General features: G+C 71.8%; 11 protein-coding genes. 7 read left to right on the top strand and 4 right to left on the bottom strand.

The window, feature by feature from the left end:
• The first annotated feature begins 146 nt into the window (after positions 1-146).
• Positions 147-674, top strand: coding sequence for a sigma-70 family RNA polymerase sigma factor (locus QBL25_RS16130; protein WP_409057728.1), 528 nt, complete (start codon positions 147-149; stop codon positions 672-674).
• A gap of 1 nt (position 675) precedes the next feature.
• A complete protein-coding gene (locus QBL25_RS16125) occupies positions 676-1,557 on the top strand; it encodes a hypothetical protein (RefSeq protein WP_409057727.1) in 882 nt (293 codons plus the stop codon).
• A gap of 51 nt (positions 1,558-1,608) precedes the next feature.
• On the opposite strand, the gene QBL25_RS16120 is transcribed toward QBL25_RS16125, so the two are convergent.
• Complete coding sequence (locus QBL25_RS16120) at positions 1,609-4,899, bottom strand: S8 family serine peptidase (protein ID WP_409057726.1); 3,291 nt, start codon at positions 4,897-4,899, stop codon at positions 1,609-1,611.
• Between the two features lie 200 nt (positions 4,900-5,099).
• A complete protein-coding gene (locus QBL25_RS16115) occupies positions 5,100-5,648 on the bottom strand; it encodes a CGNR zinc finger domain-containing protein (protein WP_409057725.1) in 549 nt (182 codons plus the stop codon).
• A gap of 127 nt (positions 5,649-5,775) precedes the next feature.
• Here QBL25_RS16115 and QBL25_RS16110 point away from each other — a divergent pair, with 127 nt between their 5' ends.
• From QBL25_RS16110 to QBL25_RS16090, 5 genes are all read left to right on the top strand, one after another.
• Entirely contained in the window at positions 5,776-6,234 is a 459-nt protein-coding gene (locus QBL25_RS16110; protein ID WP_409057724.1) for a VOC family protein, read from the top strand.
• Positions 6,235-6,373: 139 nt separating this feature from the next.
• Entirely contained in the window at positions 6,374-7,288 is a 915-nt protein-coding gene (locus QBL25_RS16105; protein ID WP_409057723.1) for a pyridoxamine 5'-phosphate oxidase family protein, read from the top strand.
• Between the two features lie 9 nt (positions 7,289-7,297).
• Positions 7,298-7,753 carry an NUDIX hydrolase gene (locus tag QBL25_RS16100; RefSeq protein WP_409057722.1) on the top strand — a complete coding sequence of 152 codons (456 nt, stop codon included), beginning with the start codon at positions 7,298-7,300 and terminating at the stop codon, positions 7,751-7,753.
• A gap of 248 nt (positions 7,754-8,001) precedes the next feature.
• A complete protein-coding gene (locus QBL25_RS16095) occupies positions 8,002-9,783 on the top strand; it encodes a TIGR03767 family metallophosphoesterase (protein WP_409057721.1) in 1,782 nt (593 codons plus the stop codon).
• 110 nt (positions 9,784-9,893) lie between these two features.
• The gene (locus QBL25_RS16090) at positions 9,894-11,072 is read left to right on the top strand and encodes a serine hydrolase domain-containing protein (RefSeq protein WP_409057720.1); all 1,179 of its coding nucleotides are present in this window, start codon (positions 9,894-9,896) and stop codon (positions 11,070-11,072) included.
• A gap of 100 nt (positions 11,073-11,172) precedes the next feature.
• Here QBL25_RS16090 and QBL25_RS16085 read toward each other — a convergent pair whose 3' ends face one another.
• Positions 11,173-12,228, bottom strand: coding sequence for a hypothetical protein (locus QBL25_RS16085; protein WP_409057719.1), 1,056 nt, complete (start codon positions 12,226-12,228; stop codon positions 11,173-11,175).
• 179 nt (positions 12,229-12,407) lie between these two features.
• Complete coding sequence (gene pepN / locus QBL25_RS16080) at positions 12,408-14,984, bottom strand: aminopeptidase N (protein WP_409062671.1); 2,577 nt, start codon at positions 14,982-14,984, stop codon at positions 12,408-12,410.
• Positions 14,985-15,143 lie beyond the last annotated feature (159 nt).

Here is a 15,143-nt window from a genome sequence, read left to right as displayed (position 1 = left end):
CCTGTGCGTTCCATCATGCGTCTGTCCACGGCCGACTTGTCCAATCCATTGTCCGCAGTTCGGGATGTCACATTCCCGCCGCCCCGCGTCGAACGTTTCGGACCGCCCCGGCGTCCTAGGGGAAACGTGGGGACGGGAGGGGTGTCTTGCTGCGCGGAAAAACGCGACGGGACCGGCGCGAGACGACGGATCCGCTCGACGCGGCCCAGGAGGACCGGGTCCGGGCGGTGCTCGCGCTCGGCGGAGTGCCGCACGCCGACCTGCCGGACGGCGTCCAGCAGGTCAGGCTCAAACTCCTGGAGCGGGCGGCGGACGGGCGCGAGGCGCCCCGTGACGTGTCCGCGTGGGCGGCGGTCGTCGCCTCGAACCTCGCCATGGACTGGCACCGGGCGAGGCGTCGCCAGGAGCGGCTCGGGGAGCGCCTCGCCGTGCTGTGGCGGGAGGCGACGGACGAGGACGGGGCGGAGTCGCGGGCGCTCTCGATGGCCGTGACCCAGGGCCTGGACGCCCTGCCGGACACCCAGCGGCAGGTCGTCGTGCTGCGCTTCTACGCCGATCTGCCGGTACGGGCGATAGCGGACGAACTGGGCATTCCGGAGGGCACGGTCAAGAGCAGGCTGCATACGGCGGTACGGGTGCTGCGGACGCGGCTGCACGAGGGCGAGGTGGTGTGAGGTGGCCGGGGACGAGCACGAGTACGAGTACGAGCGCGAGTCTGAGTACGGGCATGAGTACGACGCGCTGATGCTGGCCCTCACCGAAGACTCCGTGACCGATGAGTCCGCGGCCGACGGATCCGCGGCCGACGGATCCGCGGCCGACGGATTCACGGCCGACGCCTCCGTGGCCGGCGGCTTCGGTCTCGACCCGGCGCTCGCGGCGGAGCGCGCCGCGGCTGTGGCGGACGTCGCACTGCTGCGGGAGCACATCAGGGTGGTCGGCCGCGCGCTGGCGGCTCCGGAACCGGCGCCCCGGACGGTTCCGAGGCCGGTGCCGGACCCGCTGCCCCGGGTGCGCCCCGCCGGGATCCGGCGGCGGCGCGTGACGGTGGCCCTCGGCCTCGCCGCGGCCGTGGCGGCCGTTTCGCTGGTGGGCGGGAGCGCCTGGCTGGCGATGGAGAGCGGCGGCGGCATGAGTAAGAGCTCCGACGACTCGGGGAAGGGTGCGGCGCCAGGAGCCGCGGACCAGGAGCGGGACGGGGGCGGCCCGGACAGCGGCGACCAGAAGCCGGGCGGCTACGTGGCCTGCGCCCGGCTCATCGTGGAGGGCACGGTGAAGCGGGTCGAGCCGGTCCCCGGCGGCGTACAGGAGCGGATCGTCCTGGACGTGACCCGCTACTACAAGCCGGACAAGGGAGCCGGGCGGATCACGTTCGTCATGGACACGGACGTGGACCCCCGCCTCCACCCCGGCGACCGCACCCTGATCGGCATCCCGAAGGGCCAGGCGTCACCGGACCTCTGGTCGGACGGCACGGCGGACCTCGCCAGGGACCGGGCCTTCGTCCGGCGGGAGCTGTGGGAGGGGAAGGGCAGGGGCAAGGGGACGACGTGCTGAGGGGCGGGGCGGAGGGGTGCTGCCCCCTTCGCCCCGCCCCCGGAGAGGGTCCTAGGAGACGACCTTCTCGATGATCACGCTGCCGGTGCCCGCGACCGTGCCACGGCCGTTCAGGAGGGACACCTCGCCGAACAGCTGACGGCCCTCGGCCGTCGGAGCGTCCGCCGCCACCTCGGCGGTGACCTGCGCCGACGCGCCGTTCGCCAGCTTCACCGGTGCCGACTCGTCGACCTTTACCGAGCCCAGAGCGGCCGAGAAGAAGACGTCACGGTAGTCGTACGCCGTGCTGCCGGACGGGACCGAGTAGCCCGCCACCTGGATCTCGTACGTACCCGCGGCCGGCTTGGTGAGGCTGACCGACTCCTCCGAGTCGCCGTCCGCCGACGACCCCACGACCGCGCCGTCCTTCAGGACCGACAGGTCGAGGTCGGCGGCGGCGTCCGCCGTCGAACCGATGGCGACGTCGAGCCGGCTCGCGCCCTCGGGCACGACCACGGTCGTCGTCTGCGTCTCACCCTGCTTGATCGTCGGCTTGGCCGCCTTCGCGGAGCCGAGCGGGCCGCCCTTCAGCTTGCCGTCCACCGCGGCGAAGTTGTTGGTGACCTTCCAGGAGACGGGGGCCGGAGTACCGACCTTCGCCTCCGGCACCGTCTGCACGGCGGGGTCGAAGGCGACACCCAGCGCGGAGACGTCCAGCTTGTAGGGGTTGTCCAGGAGCGGCGACGTCCTGCGCGACTCGACCTCGATCTCCCACACGCCCGGCTGCGGGTCCGCGTACGACCGCAGGTCGGGGCGGCAGGTGTTGGCCGGGTTCTCGTAGTTCGGGTAGCAGACGAGCGACGACGTCGAGTCGACCGGGACACCGTAGGGGTGCACCGCGATGAACCGCGTCTGGCTCTTGCCCTTCAGGCCGCCGAGCGCCACCTCCAGGGACTTGGCGCCCTTGGGGACCGTCACGAAGTACGACTTGGTGCTGTTGCGCTGCACCTCGTCGGAGGCCGAGAACGTGAACGAGGGCTTGGCGAGCGGCGCCGAGACGACGACCGTCGACATGATCTGCTGGTCGATGCCCTCGGCGCGCTCGTCGTCGACGGTCAGGATCGCGCTGTGCACACCGGCCGACTTGGCCTTCGCCTGGACCTGGACCGTGACCGGCTTGTTCAGGGGCAGCGTCACCGCGCCCTTGCCGAGCAGCTTGAACGTGCCCTCGTGGTTGTTGACCAGGTCCAGCTCGTGGCGGATGCCGCGATCCGGGCCCGAGGTGCGGGTGATCGTGACGTCGTACGTCCGCTTCTGGCCGGTCTTCAGACCGCCCTCACGGTCGTAGATGCCGGTGCCGGGCTTCTTCAGCTCCTGCTCCAGGGCGGTGTCGACCGGGGCCTTCACCGTGTACGTGTGCGCCTTCGCGTCGTCCTCGATGGCGTTCCACGCGTCGACCACGTTGATCAGGCCGGTGCCCTGCGCGTACGCCTGCTCGCCGCTGATGCGGTCCGCGGTCGAGGTGAGCGCCGTACGCAGCTTCGCCGGGGTCAGGTCGACGTCCTCGCGCTTCGCGGCGGACAGCAGCAGCGCCGAGGCGCCCGCGGCCTGCGGGGACGCCATCGACGTACCCTGCAACATTGAGTAACCGGCGGGCAGTTGGTAGCCCGCCTCGGCGACCGGGGAGCCCGGCAGCCAGGTCTGCGTGGTGTTGATGGCCGAACCGGGCGCCGAGATGATCGGCGCGAAGCCGCCGTCCTCACGCGGACCGCGCGAGGAGAAGTTCATCATCGCGTACTTCTTCTCCACGGCGGAGCCGTAGTTGGCGGCCCACGTCTCCTTGGAGATGGCGGCGCCGACGGAGATGACCTTGTCGGCCAGGCTCGGGTCGCCGATGGTGTTCGCGCCCGGGCCGGAGTTGCCCGCGGAGATCACCAGCTGCACGCCGTAGGTGTCGATGAGGCGCGTGTAGAGCTCGGCGCGCGCGTTGTTGCCGTCGTTGAGCGCCGGGAGGCCGCCGATCGACATGTTCACGATGTCGACGCCGCGCTTGGTGACGAGGTCGATCATGCCCTCGGTGAGCGCGACGTTCGTGCAGCCGCCGGTCCAGGTGCAGGCGCGCGAGGAGACCAGCTTGGCGCCGGGCGCCGCGCCGTTCATCTTGCCGCCGAACAGGCCGTTGGCCGCGGTGATGCCCGCGACGTGCGTGCCGTGCTCGGACTCGATGACGCCGATGTTGACGAAGTCGGCCTTCTTGCCGACCCAGTCGCCGCCGTACGGGTCGGTCGGCACGTCCTTGCGGATCTCGACGACGAACGGGACGCGCTCGACGACGTCGGTCGCCGGGTCGTCCTTGCCGAAGTAGGCGACCTGGTGGCCGTCCTTGTACGGCTTCATCGTCTCGTCGTCGGTGAAGTCGTTGTTGTCGTTCAGGTCGACGGTGACCGTGCCGGCCGCCGGGTCGTAGAGCACGCCCCAGCTGTCGGTGGTGTCGCCGTCGCGGTTGATGTCGCCCTTGGCGTCGCCGCCGGTGGTGGCCGACTCGCGGAAGCGGTTGACCTGGAAGGAGCCCGCGGGGGCCTTCCACGTCTCGCTGTCCCAGGTGAAGACGGGGCCCGTGACGGGGTTGGTCATCCGGCGCCAGGTGGCGTCCGCGTCCACGATCGGGTCGGTCGCGGTCACCCAGTCGGTGATCTTCCGCTCGCCCGTGGTGGTCTTCTTGAGCGCGGGGTGACCCAGGTCGACGCCCGAGTCGAGGATGCCGATGGTGGTGCCGCGGCCGTCCGCCTTCGGGTGCTTCTTCACGAAGTCCACGGCGCCCGTCTCGAAGGACGGGTTGTACGGGTTCTTCGCCGGGGTGTCCTTGCCGGGCCCGGCGTACGTGCCCTGGGCCGCGGTCTTCGCGCCCTTGGCCCGGTCGGCGGCGGGCGTCGGGTCGTCGAGCTCGATCTCGTGCCGCAGGTCGATGCCGTGCACGGACGACAGCTTCCCGGCGGCCTCGATGGCGCCCTCGGCCTTCGCGGTGGGCACGGTGGCGCGCACGTAGCCGAGCTTGTCGTACGTGCGGCCGACGGAACCGCCCTTGACGGCGTCGAGCTGCTCGGCGACCTGCTCGGTGGCGCCGGGCGCGGTGGCGACCATCATCGTGACGGTCTTCTCGCCCTGCGCCTTCGCCTCGGCGAGGAGGTCGGCGTCGGCCGAACCCAGCTTCTTCTCGGCGGACTTGGGGGTGGTCTGGCCTCCGGGGTCGCCGTCGGCCGCGAGGGCCATGGGTATGGGCCCGGCGGCGGAGAGCGCGGCGGTCAGGCCGACGGCTATCGCGAGACGGGTCGTGCGTCTAGCACTGGATCTGTGCATCAGCATCCCTGTACGTAAAGGTCGAAAAGGTCCGGAATCCGGAACCGGATGACCGCTCAGCTTTACGTAAGTGGCTGCTGTTTGGGGAGAGTTGTCGGACTACGATCGCCGCGTGACGCAATTCCGCCATGCGTCATCGGTGACATAGCGGGAGATTTTCCTCGCCCGGGGGTGGTCGCGCGCTGGTCGCGCACCGGGGCGAGGGGTCAGGCCTCGCGGGCCCGTGCGTAGTGGCGTGACGCCTTCGCCCGGTTCCCGCAGGCGGCCATCGAGCACCATCGCCGGGTGCCGTTGCGCGAGGTGTCGAAGAAGTGCAGGACGCACGCCTCGTGGGCGCAGGGCCTGATCCGGTCCGGCGCGGTGGCGAGCAGCGTCAGATAGTCCCGCGCCGCGAGCCAGGCCGCGCCCCACGTCACGTCCGCGAACTCGGGCTCCTCGCCGGGCCCTTCGGCGGTCAGGGTCGCCCGGATCCGCCCGTGCCCGAGGATCTCGTCGACGCGGGCGGCCCCGGCGGCGGGGTCCGGGCCGTCCACGGCCGCCGCGAGCGCGTCCCGCGCCCGCAGCACGTGCTCCAGCGTCGCCTCGTCCGCGCCGAACCGGCCGTCGAGCCCGTTGGCGCTGAGCCAGACGGCGAGTCCCGCGGTGTCGGTCAGCAGGTCCTGGTGGGTGCCGTCCGCCATCCACCGGGTGTTGAGCAGGTCGAGGGAGAGCGGCTCGCCGACGAGCGGTCGGGGGTCGCGGGGTGCGGCGGTCATGGGGGGCTCCCTTCGAGACTAACCACCAAAGGGTACGTGACTGGTTGACGCTGCCATGCCTAACCATTAACGTCACTTTCAACGGTTAGCCCGCACGGGGTGGGCCACCGCCGACCAGGGGAGAGCCATGACCGCGACCAGCACCCTCCGCACCGGGCACGTCGGCCTGAACGTCACGGACATCGAGCGCTCGCTCGCCTTCTACCGGGACGTCATCGGGTACGAGGTCCTCGGCGAGGGCAAGGAGGAAGACCGCAGATTCGCCTTCCTCGGCCAGGACGGGACCCTGGCGCTCACCCTCTGGCAGCAGGCGGGCGCGGCGTACGCGCCCGGGAACGCGGGCCTGCACCACCTGGGGATCGAGGTGGCCACCGTGGACGAGGTCCGCGCGTACGAGAGCGACCTGCGCGCGCACGGGGTGCGGTTCGCCTACGAGGGCGTCGTCCCGCACGGCGAGGGCGCCACGTCCGGCGGCATCTTCTTCCACGACCCGGACGGCACGCGCCTGGAGATCTACGCGGGTTCTGGCGTGGGCGCCTCGGAACGGCCCCCGGTGCCCGAAGCACCGACGTGCGGCTTCTTCTAGCCTCCGATCTCGCGGCCTTGCGGCCCTGCGGCCTTGCGGCTTCCGCGGGCCGATGCCGTCTGCCGGCCGTCCGTGGCTGGTCGCGCCGTTTCCCGTGCCCCTTTGGGGGTGCCCCTTCTGCTCATCCGACAGGAGCGACATGACCCCGCACGCCCCGTACCACCACGGCTCGCGCGCCGTGCAGGACCTCGTCGGCGTGCGGGAGCTCGCCGACCACGTGGGCCGGTCCATCGGCCAGGGCATCCGACCCGTGGCCGCCGCCTTCCTGGAGCTCCAGCCCATGCTGGTCATCGGCGGCGCGGACCACGAGGGCGCCGTCTGGGCCTCCCTGCTCACCGGCGCCCCCGGCTTCGTACGCGCCACGGGACCGCACCAGATCTCGGTCGCGGGCGGCGTCGGCAAGAGCGACCCCCTGGCGGAAGCCCTCTCCGGTGACGGCGCCCCAGGAGGCGGCACCCCCGTGGGCACGATCGCCCTCGACCCCCGCACCCGCCGCCGCATGCGCCTGAACGGCCGGGCCCGCCCGACCCCGCGCGGCCTGGCGATCGAGGCCGACCAGGTCTTCTCGAACTGCCCCAAGTACCTCCAGAAGCGCGAACTGCTCCCCGGCACCCACGCGCCCCGCACCCCGGCCCCGGCTCCCACCACCGGCACCGCCCTCACCCCGGACCAGCGCGCCTTCATTGCCGCCGCCGACACGTTCTTCCTCGCCACCGTCCACGCGCACGGCGCGGACGCCAGCCACCGGGGCGGCAACCCCGGCTTCGTCCGGGTCACCTCGCCCACCGAACTCACCTGGCGGGACTACCCCGGCAACGCCATGTTCCTGACCCTCGGCAACCTCGCCACCGACCCCCGCGCCGGCCTCCTCTTCCTCGACTGGACGACCGGCACGACCCTCCAGCTCACCGGCACGGCCCGCACCACCCACGCCCCCGACGGCACCCGCACCCTCACGTTCACCCTCACCCGGACGGTGCAGACCCCCACGGCAAGCCCCTGGCAGTGGTCGCCCCCCGACTTCTCCCCTGCCAATCCGCCCCAAGAGGACTAGCGTCACTACGTGCACAAGGAACTCCGGGTGGCGGCCTACGCCGTATGCGTGCAGGACGGGCAGTTGCTGCTCGCCCGCTGGGTGGCGGGCGACGGCAGCAAGCGCTGGACGCTGCCCGGTGGCGGGATGGACCACGGGGAGGATCCGTACGACACGGTGATCCGGGAGGCCGACGAGGAGACGGGGTACGTCATCGAGCCGCGTGTGCTGCTCGGCGTCGACTCGCTCCGCCGCCGCTATCCGCGCCAGCTCGGTGCCGTCGCCGACTTCCACGGGCTGCGGATCGTCTACGAGGCGCGGATCACCGGGGGCGAGCTGCGGCACGAGCGGGACGGTTCGACCGATCTCGCGGCCTGGCATCCGCTGGACGCCGTGCCCGCCCTCGACCGGGTCGGCCTCGTCGACATCGGGCTCGACCTGTGGCGCACCCGGCCCGCGGACGGCCACCTGGCGGCGCCCTCCTGAGGCTCCGCAACGCTTTCCCTTCCCCGGAAGATGAACATGGAGTGACCGCCTCCTCTCGGCTCGGGGAGGGGTACGTGACCGCGGAGGGTTGCCGGTGATCCACGTACGGTGATCGGCGTTGGCCGTTGCCGTCTCGTTAACGTGCAGGTCATCCCGGATGTCAACGATCCAGTACGAGCGGGAATCTCGCCTGGTGCGCAGCTCCCCGCGACCACTGCCGACGCGTTCGCAACCGGGGAGACCGCGCCATGTCGCGCATACGCTCTGTCGCCACCGCCGCCCAGTCCGCCACCCACTCCGCCGTCTCCGCGGTGGACCGCCGGGCCTTCCTGGCGACCACCGGAGCCGTCTCCCTCTCCGCGGGCATCGGCTACGCCCTGCGGCCGGCCACCAGCCACGCCGCCCCCTCGGGCCCCGCCCCCGTCGCGCTCTCCCGCCAGGCGCCCGCCGCGCCCCTCGCGCCCTACCGGGGCGGCACCACGCTGGGGGCCGTCGCCACCCCGCGCGGGACCTCCGGCTACCGGCGGCTCGGCGACGGGCCCGCCTGGGGCCGGGTGGTCCGCGGCGACCTCGCCGCCGCCCGGAGGGGGCGCGAGGCGCGGCGCACCCCGCTCGCCGCGTTCGTCCAGTTCACCGATCTGCACCTGGTCGACGTGCAGCACCCGCTGCGGTACGAGTATCTGCGCGCCCAGACCGCGAGCGCCTGGCGCCCGCAGGAGGCCCTCTCCGTGCAGGGCGCGGTCGCGCTCGTCGAGCGGGTCAACGCGCTGCGCGGCGCGCCCGCGACCGGTTCGCCGCTGCACTGCGTGGTGACGACGGGCGACAACACCGACAACAACTCCCGCTCGGAGCTCGACTGGTTCCTGAAGACCATGAGCGGCGGGCGCATCAACCCCAACACCGGTGACCCGCGCCGCTACGAGGGCGTCCAGGACAGCGGCCTGAAGCTGTACTGGCACCCGGACGGCGACCTCCGCGACTCCGACAAGGCCCTCGGCTTCCCGCGCGTCGAAGGATTCCTGGAGGCGGCGCTGCGCGAGGTCAACAGCCCCGGCCTCGGCCTGCCCTGGTACTCGACCGTCGGCAACCACGACGCGCTGCCGGGCGGCTGCTGGGGCCCCGGCGACGCGTACTTCTCCGAGTTCGCCGTCGGCGGCCAGAAGCTGATGTCCCTGGACGAGTCGCGCGGCGCCGCGCTGTGGAAGGCGGTCAAGAAGGGGCGCGACCCCAAGGGCGTGCACTTCAAGGAGCTCCTGAAGGGCGAGGCGCGGCGGATGCGCTCGGTCACCCCGGACGAGAGCCGCGCGCCCTTCACCCCCGCCGAGTACGTCGCGGCCCACCTCGACCCGGCGTACAAGGGGCACGGCCCCGCCGGGCACGGGTACACGCAGGAGAACCTCGACGCGGGCACCCAGTACTACGCCTTCCGCATCAGCGACGACGTGCTCGGCATCAGCCTGGACTCGACGGACCCCGGCGGCCATTACGAGGGCTCGCTCGGCACGGCCCAGATGGAGTGGCTGGAGCGGCGGTTGAAGGAGAACGAGGCGCAGGACGGCGGCGGGTCGTACGTCGTCGTCTTCAGTCACCACACCAGCAGGACCATGCGCAATCTGCGCCAGGACCCGGGGCGCCCGCGCGAGGGCAGGCACGGCGGCGACGAGATCGTCGCCCTGCTGGCCCGCCACCGCTCGGTCCTGGCCTGGGTCAACGGACACAGCCACAAGAACGACATCACCGCGCACCGGACCCCGCGCGGCTCCCTCTGGGAGATCTCCACGGCGTCGCACATCGATTTCCCGCAGCTGGCCCGCGTGGTGGAGCTGAGCGACAACCACGACGGCACGATCTCGCTCTTCACCACCCTCATCGAGTCGTCGGCCCCGCACCGCACGGATTACGCCGACCTCTCCCAGACCGGTCTCGCCGCCCTCTACCGCGAACTGTCCTTCAACGCCCCAGGTGCCAAGCCCGCACTGGACGGCGATCCGGGCGACCGGAACACGGAGCTCGTCATCAAGAAGGGCTGAAACCCGCTCAACCCGCGCGAGGCGGTCAACCTTCCCGCCCGGCCCCCGGGTCCCTCCAGCCGATCGCAGGTCGAGAACGTGAACGGCACGTCGGGAACCGAGGGGGAGAGATGCCGGTGCGCAGAAGAGGTCTGACGGGCGTGGCAGCCGGGGTGGCCATGGCGGTGGTGGCGGGAGCGTTCGCGGCGCCTGCGCTGGCCGGTGAGTACGGCGAGTACGGCGAGTACGGCGAGCGGCACCGGGCGACGCGGGAGGCGATGGAAGCGGCCCTGAACGCGGACGCCCCCGGTGTCACCGTGCAGGCCAGGGACAGGCACGGGGACAAGCACGGGGAATGGAACGCGGCCGCGGGCATCGGGGACCTGGAGCGGCAGAGTCCGCGCGGCGCCCACGACCGTTACCGCGTCGGCAGCGTCACCAAGACGTTCGTGTCGACCGTGCTGCTCCAGCTGGTGGCGGAGAAGGAGCTGCGCCTGGACGACACGGTGGGCCGGTGGCTGCCGGGTGTGGTCGAGGGCCACGGGCACGACGGCGACAAGATCACCGTTCGCCGGCTCCTCAACCACACGAGCGGGGTCTTCGACGTGGCGCGTGACCCCGGCTTCCGGGAGAAGGTGTTCTCGGAGAAGTTCCTCGCGCACCGGTACGACACCTGGACCCCGGCGCAGCAGGTGGCCGTCGCCATGGGCAACGAGCCGCACTTCAAGCCCGGCAAGGGCTGGAAGTACTCCAACACCAACTACCTCCTCGCCGCGATGATCATCGAGAAGGTGACGGGGGAGACGTACGCGGACGCCATCGAGCGGCGCATCATCGAGCCGCTGGGCCTGAGCGCCACCAGCCTCCCCGGAACCGACCCGAGGATGCCGGCTCCCGCTTCACGTGCCTACATGAAGCTGTCGGGCGCCCCGGACGCCAAGACCCACGACGTGACGGAGCTCAACCCGTCCGTGGCGGGCCCGGCGGGCGAGATGATCTCCAGCTCGGCGGACCTGAACCGCTTCTACTCGGCCCTGCTGCGCGGCGAGATCCTGCCCGGCAAGCAGCTCGCCGAGATGAAGCGGACCGTCCTGAAGGACAAGAGCGATCCCCGCGAGCGGTACGGGCTCGGCCTGGAGAGCCGCAGGACGCCCTGCGGCACGGTCGTCTGGGGTCACGACGGCGACATCCACGGCTCGTCGTCCGAGGTGGTGGGCACGGAGGACGGGCGCCACATGCTCGCGCTCAACTTCAACGGCCCCGAGGGCGACCGTGCGGCGGTCATCGACGCGGAGTTCTGCGGGAAGTGACGCGGGGCTCCCCAACGTCACAAGAGGGGGGCTCCGTACGTGACACGAGGGGGGCGGACCCGCGACTGCGGGCCCGCCCCCCCTCGTGTCACGCCGTGCGTCATCTGGGCAGTACGACCACGTACGCGGCCGGGTCGCGGTCGGTCGATGCCATCAGGGCGGTCCGGACGACGGTCGCCTGCTGTTCGAGCGACTCGCGCAGCTTCTTCGGGGTCAGGTGGACGACGGTGATGCCGAGGCGCTCCAGGTGTTCGCGCTTGCGGGCGTACTCGGACCACAGCGCGTCGTCGTCCGGGCGGAACCCCTGGCGGGGCGCCCGGGTGTCCAGCTCGACGGCGACCGCCAGGTCGGGCCAGTAGGCGTCGACGCCCCCGAGGTGCGGTCCGCCCGGCAATCGCAGGTCGACGTTCCACAGCGGGTCGGGCAGTCCGTGCTCGGTGACCATCCGGTACAGCCTGCCCTCGGCGATGGCCCGCCCCTCGGCGAGCAGCGAGTCCACCGCGTCCACGACGTGCGGGCGGGTGAGCAGCTTGGCCTGGTTCAACTCCCGCACGATCGCCGCCGGTTCGCAGTGGCCGCCGCGCACCGCCTCGGTGAGCAGCCTGCGCACCGCGCTCGCCTCGGTGAGCCCGGCCACGGCGTCGGCGAGCGCGCGCGGCACCGGGGCCACCGGAACTCCGTTGATCTGGACGGCGGTCGGCAGCGCCGGGGTCCGCACGAGCCGGGCGAAGCCGGTGGAGCGCAGCCGCCGGGTGCGCGGGACGAGGACGTCGATGCGGTCCAGGGAGAGCAGCGGGGGCGCGGAGGAGAAGCGGTGCAGGGTGAGCGCCGCGAGGCCCGTGATGAGCGCGTCGGCGTACGGGGCGTGGGGCTCGCCCGCGGTGGGCTGCGCGGGCACGGTCCTGGCGGCCCTGGCCGGGGGCCGGCCGGCGAACAACAGGGCGCCGTGCAGACGCTCTTCGCTGGTCGGCGGCCCCGGGTGGAGCAGGCAGACGCCGGGCAGGAGCTGCTGCCAGGGGCCTTCCGGGCGGCAGTGGGCGGTGACGTCGGCGGGGGAGACGCCGTGCGCGCGGAGCTGGGTGGTGCTCATGACGCGGCGCCGGACGTCGGCGAGGTGGCGGAGGGGGCGGGGGGAGAGCGGGGTGTTGTGGTTCATGACCGGGCCATTCCCGCTGCCGGTCCGCCCCCTAACCGCTGTTACACGCCCGTCGACATAACTGGACAACCCCGCACTAAAGTGCAGACGTTCGACTGCCGAAAAGGTCCGGTTGCCGCCGGTGTGGGCGCCCCGCCGCAGCCGCCGGGCAGCGGCGGCGGGCGCCCGTCCGCGTCGGCCTAGGAGGCCGCGGCGGCGTCACACTTCTGTGCCCGGAGCGAGCGCGCGAGGTCGTCGCGGGCTTCGAGGACGAGCCGGCGCAGGGCGGGCGCGGCCGACTCGTGCGAGGCGAGCCACAGGTCCGTCGCGTCCAGCGTCCCCTGATCGTCCTGGAGGATCGGGAACAGCCCCCTCACCACGTCCATGCCGATCTGGATGGACCGCTCGGCCCACACCCGCTCGATGGCGGCGAAGTACCGGGGGGCGTACGGAGCGATGAGCTCGCGCTGCGACGACTGCGCGAACCCCGCGATCGTGGCCCCCACCAGGGCGTTGGACAGGGAGTCGGACTCCACCACGGAGGCCCAGGCCTGCGCCTTGACCGCCTCTGAGGGCCGGGCGGCCAGGCACCGCACCTGGTGGCGCTTGCCCGAAGCCGTGTCGTCCCGCGCCAGTTCGGCGGCGAGCGCCCGCTCGTCGGCGACGCCGTGCGAGGCCAGCGGGCCGAGGAAGGACCAGCGCAGCTCCTGGTCGACGTCCAGGCCGTCGATCTTCGCCGTGCCGTCGAGCAGCCCCTGGAGCAGCTGGAGATCGGCGGCCGACGAGGCCACGGCGGCGAAGAACCTCGCCCAGGTCAGCTGGTTCTGGCTGCCGGGCTCCGCGATCCGCAGCTCCCGCAGCGCCCCCTCGGCGAGCGCGCGCCCGCCCTCCTCGCGCCACTCGGGGGCGGCATAGAAGGTGAGGGCGGAGTCGGCCCAGGTGTGCAGCATCTGGAGCACCCCGATGTCGCTTTCGCGCCCGGCGAACCGCAGCACGAGACCGATGAAGTCCCGCGCGGGCATGAGCCCGTCCCGGGTGAGGCTCCACAGCGCGGACCAGCACAGCGCGCGGGCCAGCGGGTCGGTGAGGTCGCCGAGGTGCGCCCGCAGCGTGGCGAGGGAGGTCTCGTCGAAGCGGATCTTGCAGTACGTCAGGTCGTCGTCGTTGACCAGGACGAGCTCGGGGGCCTCCTCGCCGGCCAGCTCGGACACGACCGTGCGCGGCCCCTCGACGTCAAGCTCCGCGCGGGCGTACCGCGTGAGCTCGCCGTCGGGCGTGCGGCGGTACAGGCCCACCGCCACGCGGTGCGGCCGGATCTCGGGGTGGGACTCGGCGGCCTCCTGGAGCACGGAGAGCTCGGTGATGCGGCCCTCCGCGTTCAGGATGACCTGCGGGGTGAGGGAGTTGACCCCCGCCGTCTGGAGCCAGGCCCGCGACCAGGACGCCATGTCGCGCCCGGAGGTCTCCTCCAGGACCGAGAGGAGGTCGCCGAGCCGGGTGTTGCCGTACGCGTGGCGCTTGAAGTAGCGGCGGGCGCCCTCGAGGAACGCGTCCCGGCCGACGTAGGCGACGAGCTGCTTCAGGACCGAGGCGCCCTTCGCGTACGTGATCCCGTCGAAGTTGAGCTTGGCGTCCTCCAGGTCGCGGATGTCGGCCGTGACCGGGTGGGTGGAGGGCAGCTGGTCGGCGCGGTAGGCCCAGGCCTTGCGGTTGTTGGCGAAGGTGATCCAGCCGTTGGTGAAGCGGGTGGCCTCGACCATCGAGAAGGAGCCCATGAAGTCGGCGAAGGACTCCTTGAGCCACAGGTCGTCCCACCAGCGCATGGTGACGAGGTCGCCGAACCACATGTGCGCCATCTCGTGCAGGATGACGTTGGCCCGGCGCTCGTACGACGCCTGGGTCACCTTGCCGCGGAAGATGAACTCCTCGCGGAAGGTGACCAGGCCCGGGTTCTCCATCGCGCCGAGGTTGTACTCGGGGACGAAGGCCTGGTCGTACTTCCCGAAGGGGTAGGGGTAGTCGAAGTTGTCGTGGAAGAAGTCGAGTCCCTGCTTGGTGATCAGGAAGACGTCGTCCGCGTCGAAGTGCCGGGCCAGGCCCTTCCTGCACATCGCGCCGAGCGGGATCTCCAGCGTCGTGCCGTCCTCGAAGGTGCGGCTGTAGGAGTCCGTCACGTAGTGGTAGGGGCCCGCGACGACCGCCGTGATGTACGTCGAGATCGGCTTCGTCTCGGCGAACTTCCATACGCCGTCGGTCAGCTCACCGGTGCCGTTCGACCAGGCGGTCCAGCCCTCCGGTGCCTGCACCTCGAACCGGAAGGGTGCCTTCAGGTCGGGCTGCTCGAAGTTGGCGAAGACGCGCCGGGAGTCCGCGGGCTCGTACTGCGTGTAGAGGTAGACCTCGCCGTCCTCCGGGTCGACGAAGCGGTGCATGCCCTCGCCGGTGCGGCTGTAGGCGCACTGGGCGTCCACCACCAGTTCGTTCTCCGCGGCCAGGTCCTCCAGCGTGATCCGGGTGCCGTCGAAGACCTCGGCGGGGTCCAGGTCCTTGCCGTTCAGGGAGACCGCGGTGACGCTCGGGGCGATCAGGTCGGCGAAGCTGGAGGCGCCGGGTTCGGCGGAGCGGAAGCGCAGCGTGGTGACGGAGCGGAACGTGCGCGGCTCCTGGTCGCTCTCGCCGATCGCGGAGCGCAGGTCGAGAAAGACCTCGTACCCGTCGACGGACAGCAGTGCGGCCCTTTGCTGGGCCTCGTCGCGGGAAAGATTCTCACCGGGCACGGGCGGTACTCCCTTGTACTCGCGGATGTATGTCGTGGATCGCACGACCTGTACGAATGTCTACGATCCTCGCATGTGCCCTCAGCGCGCGGTATCGGGGAATGCCCGGGTAGATCACTGACGTTCTCCAGGCCAAGCGTGCACGCATTCCCTAGGGAG

Origin of the sequence: Streptomyces sp. SYP-A7185 (assembly GCF_046103685.1) — a bacterium.
Lineage (GTDB): Bacteria > Actinomycetota > Actinomycetes > Streptomycetales > Streptomycetaceae > Streptomyces.
The sequence above is the reverse complement of the archived record's forward strand: the minus strand, read 5'-3'. Positions and strand labels throughout refer to the sequence as shown.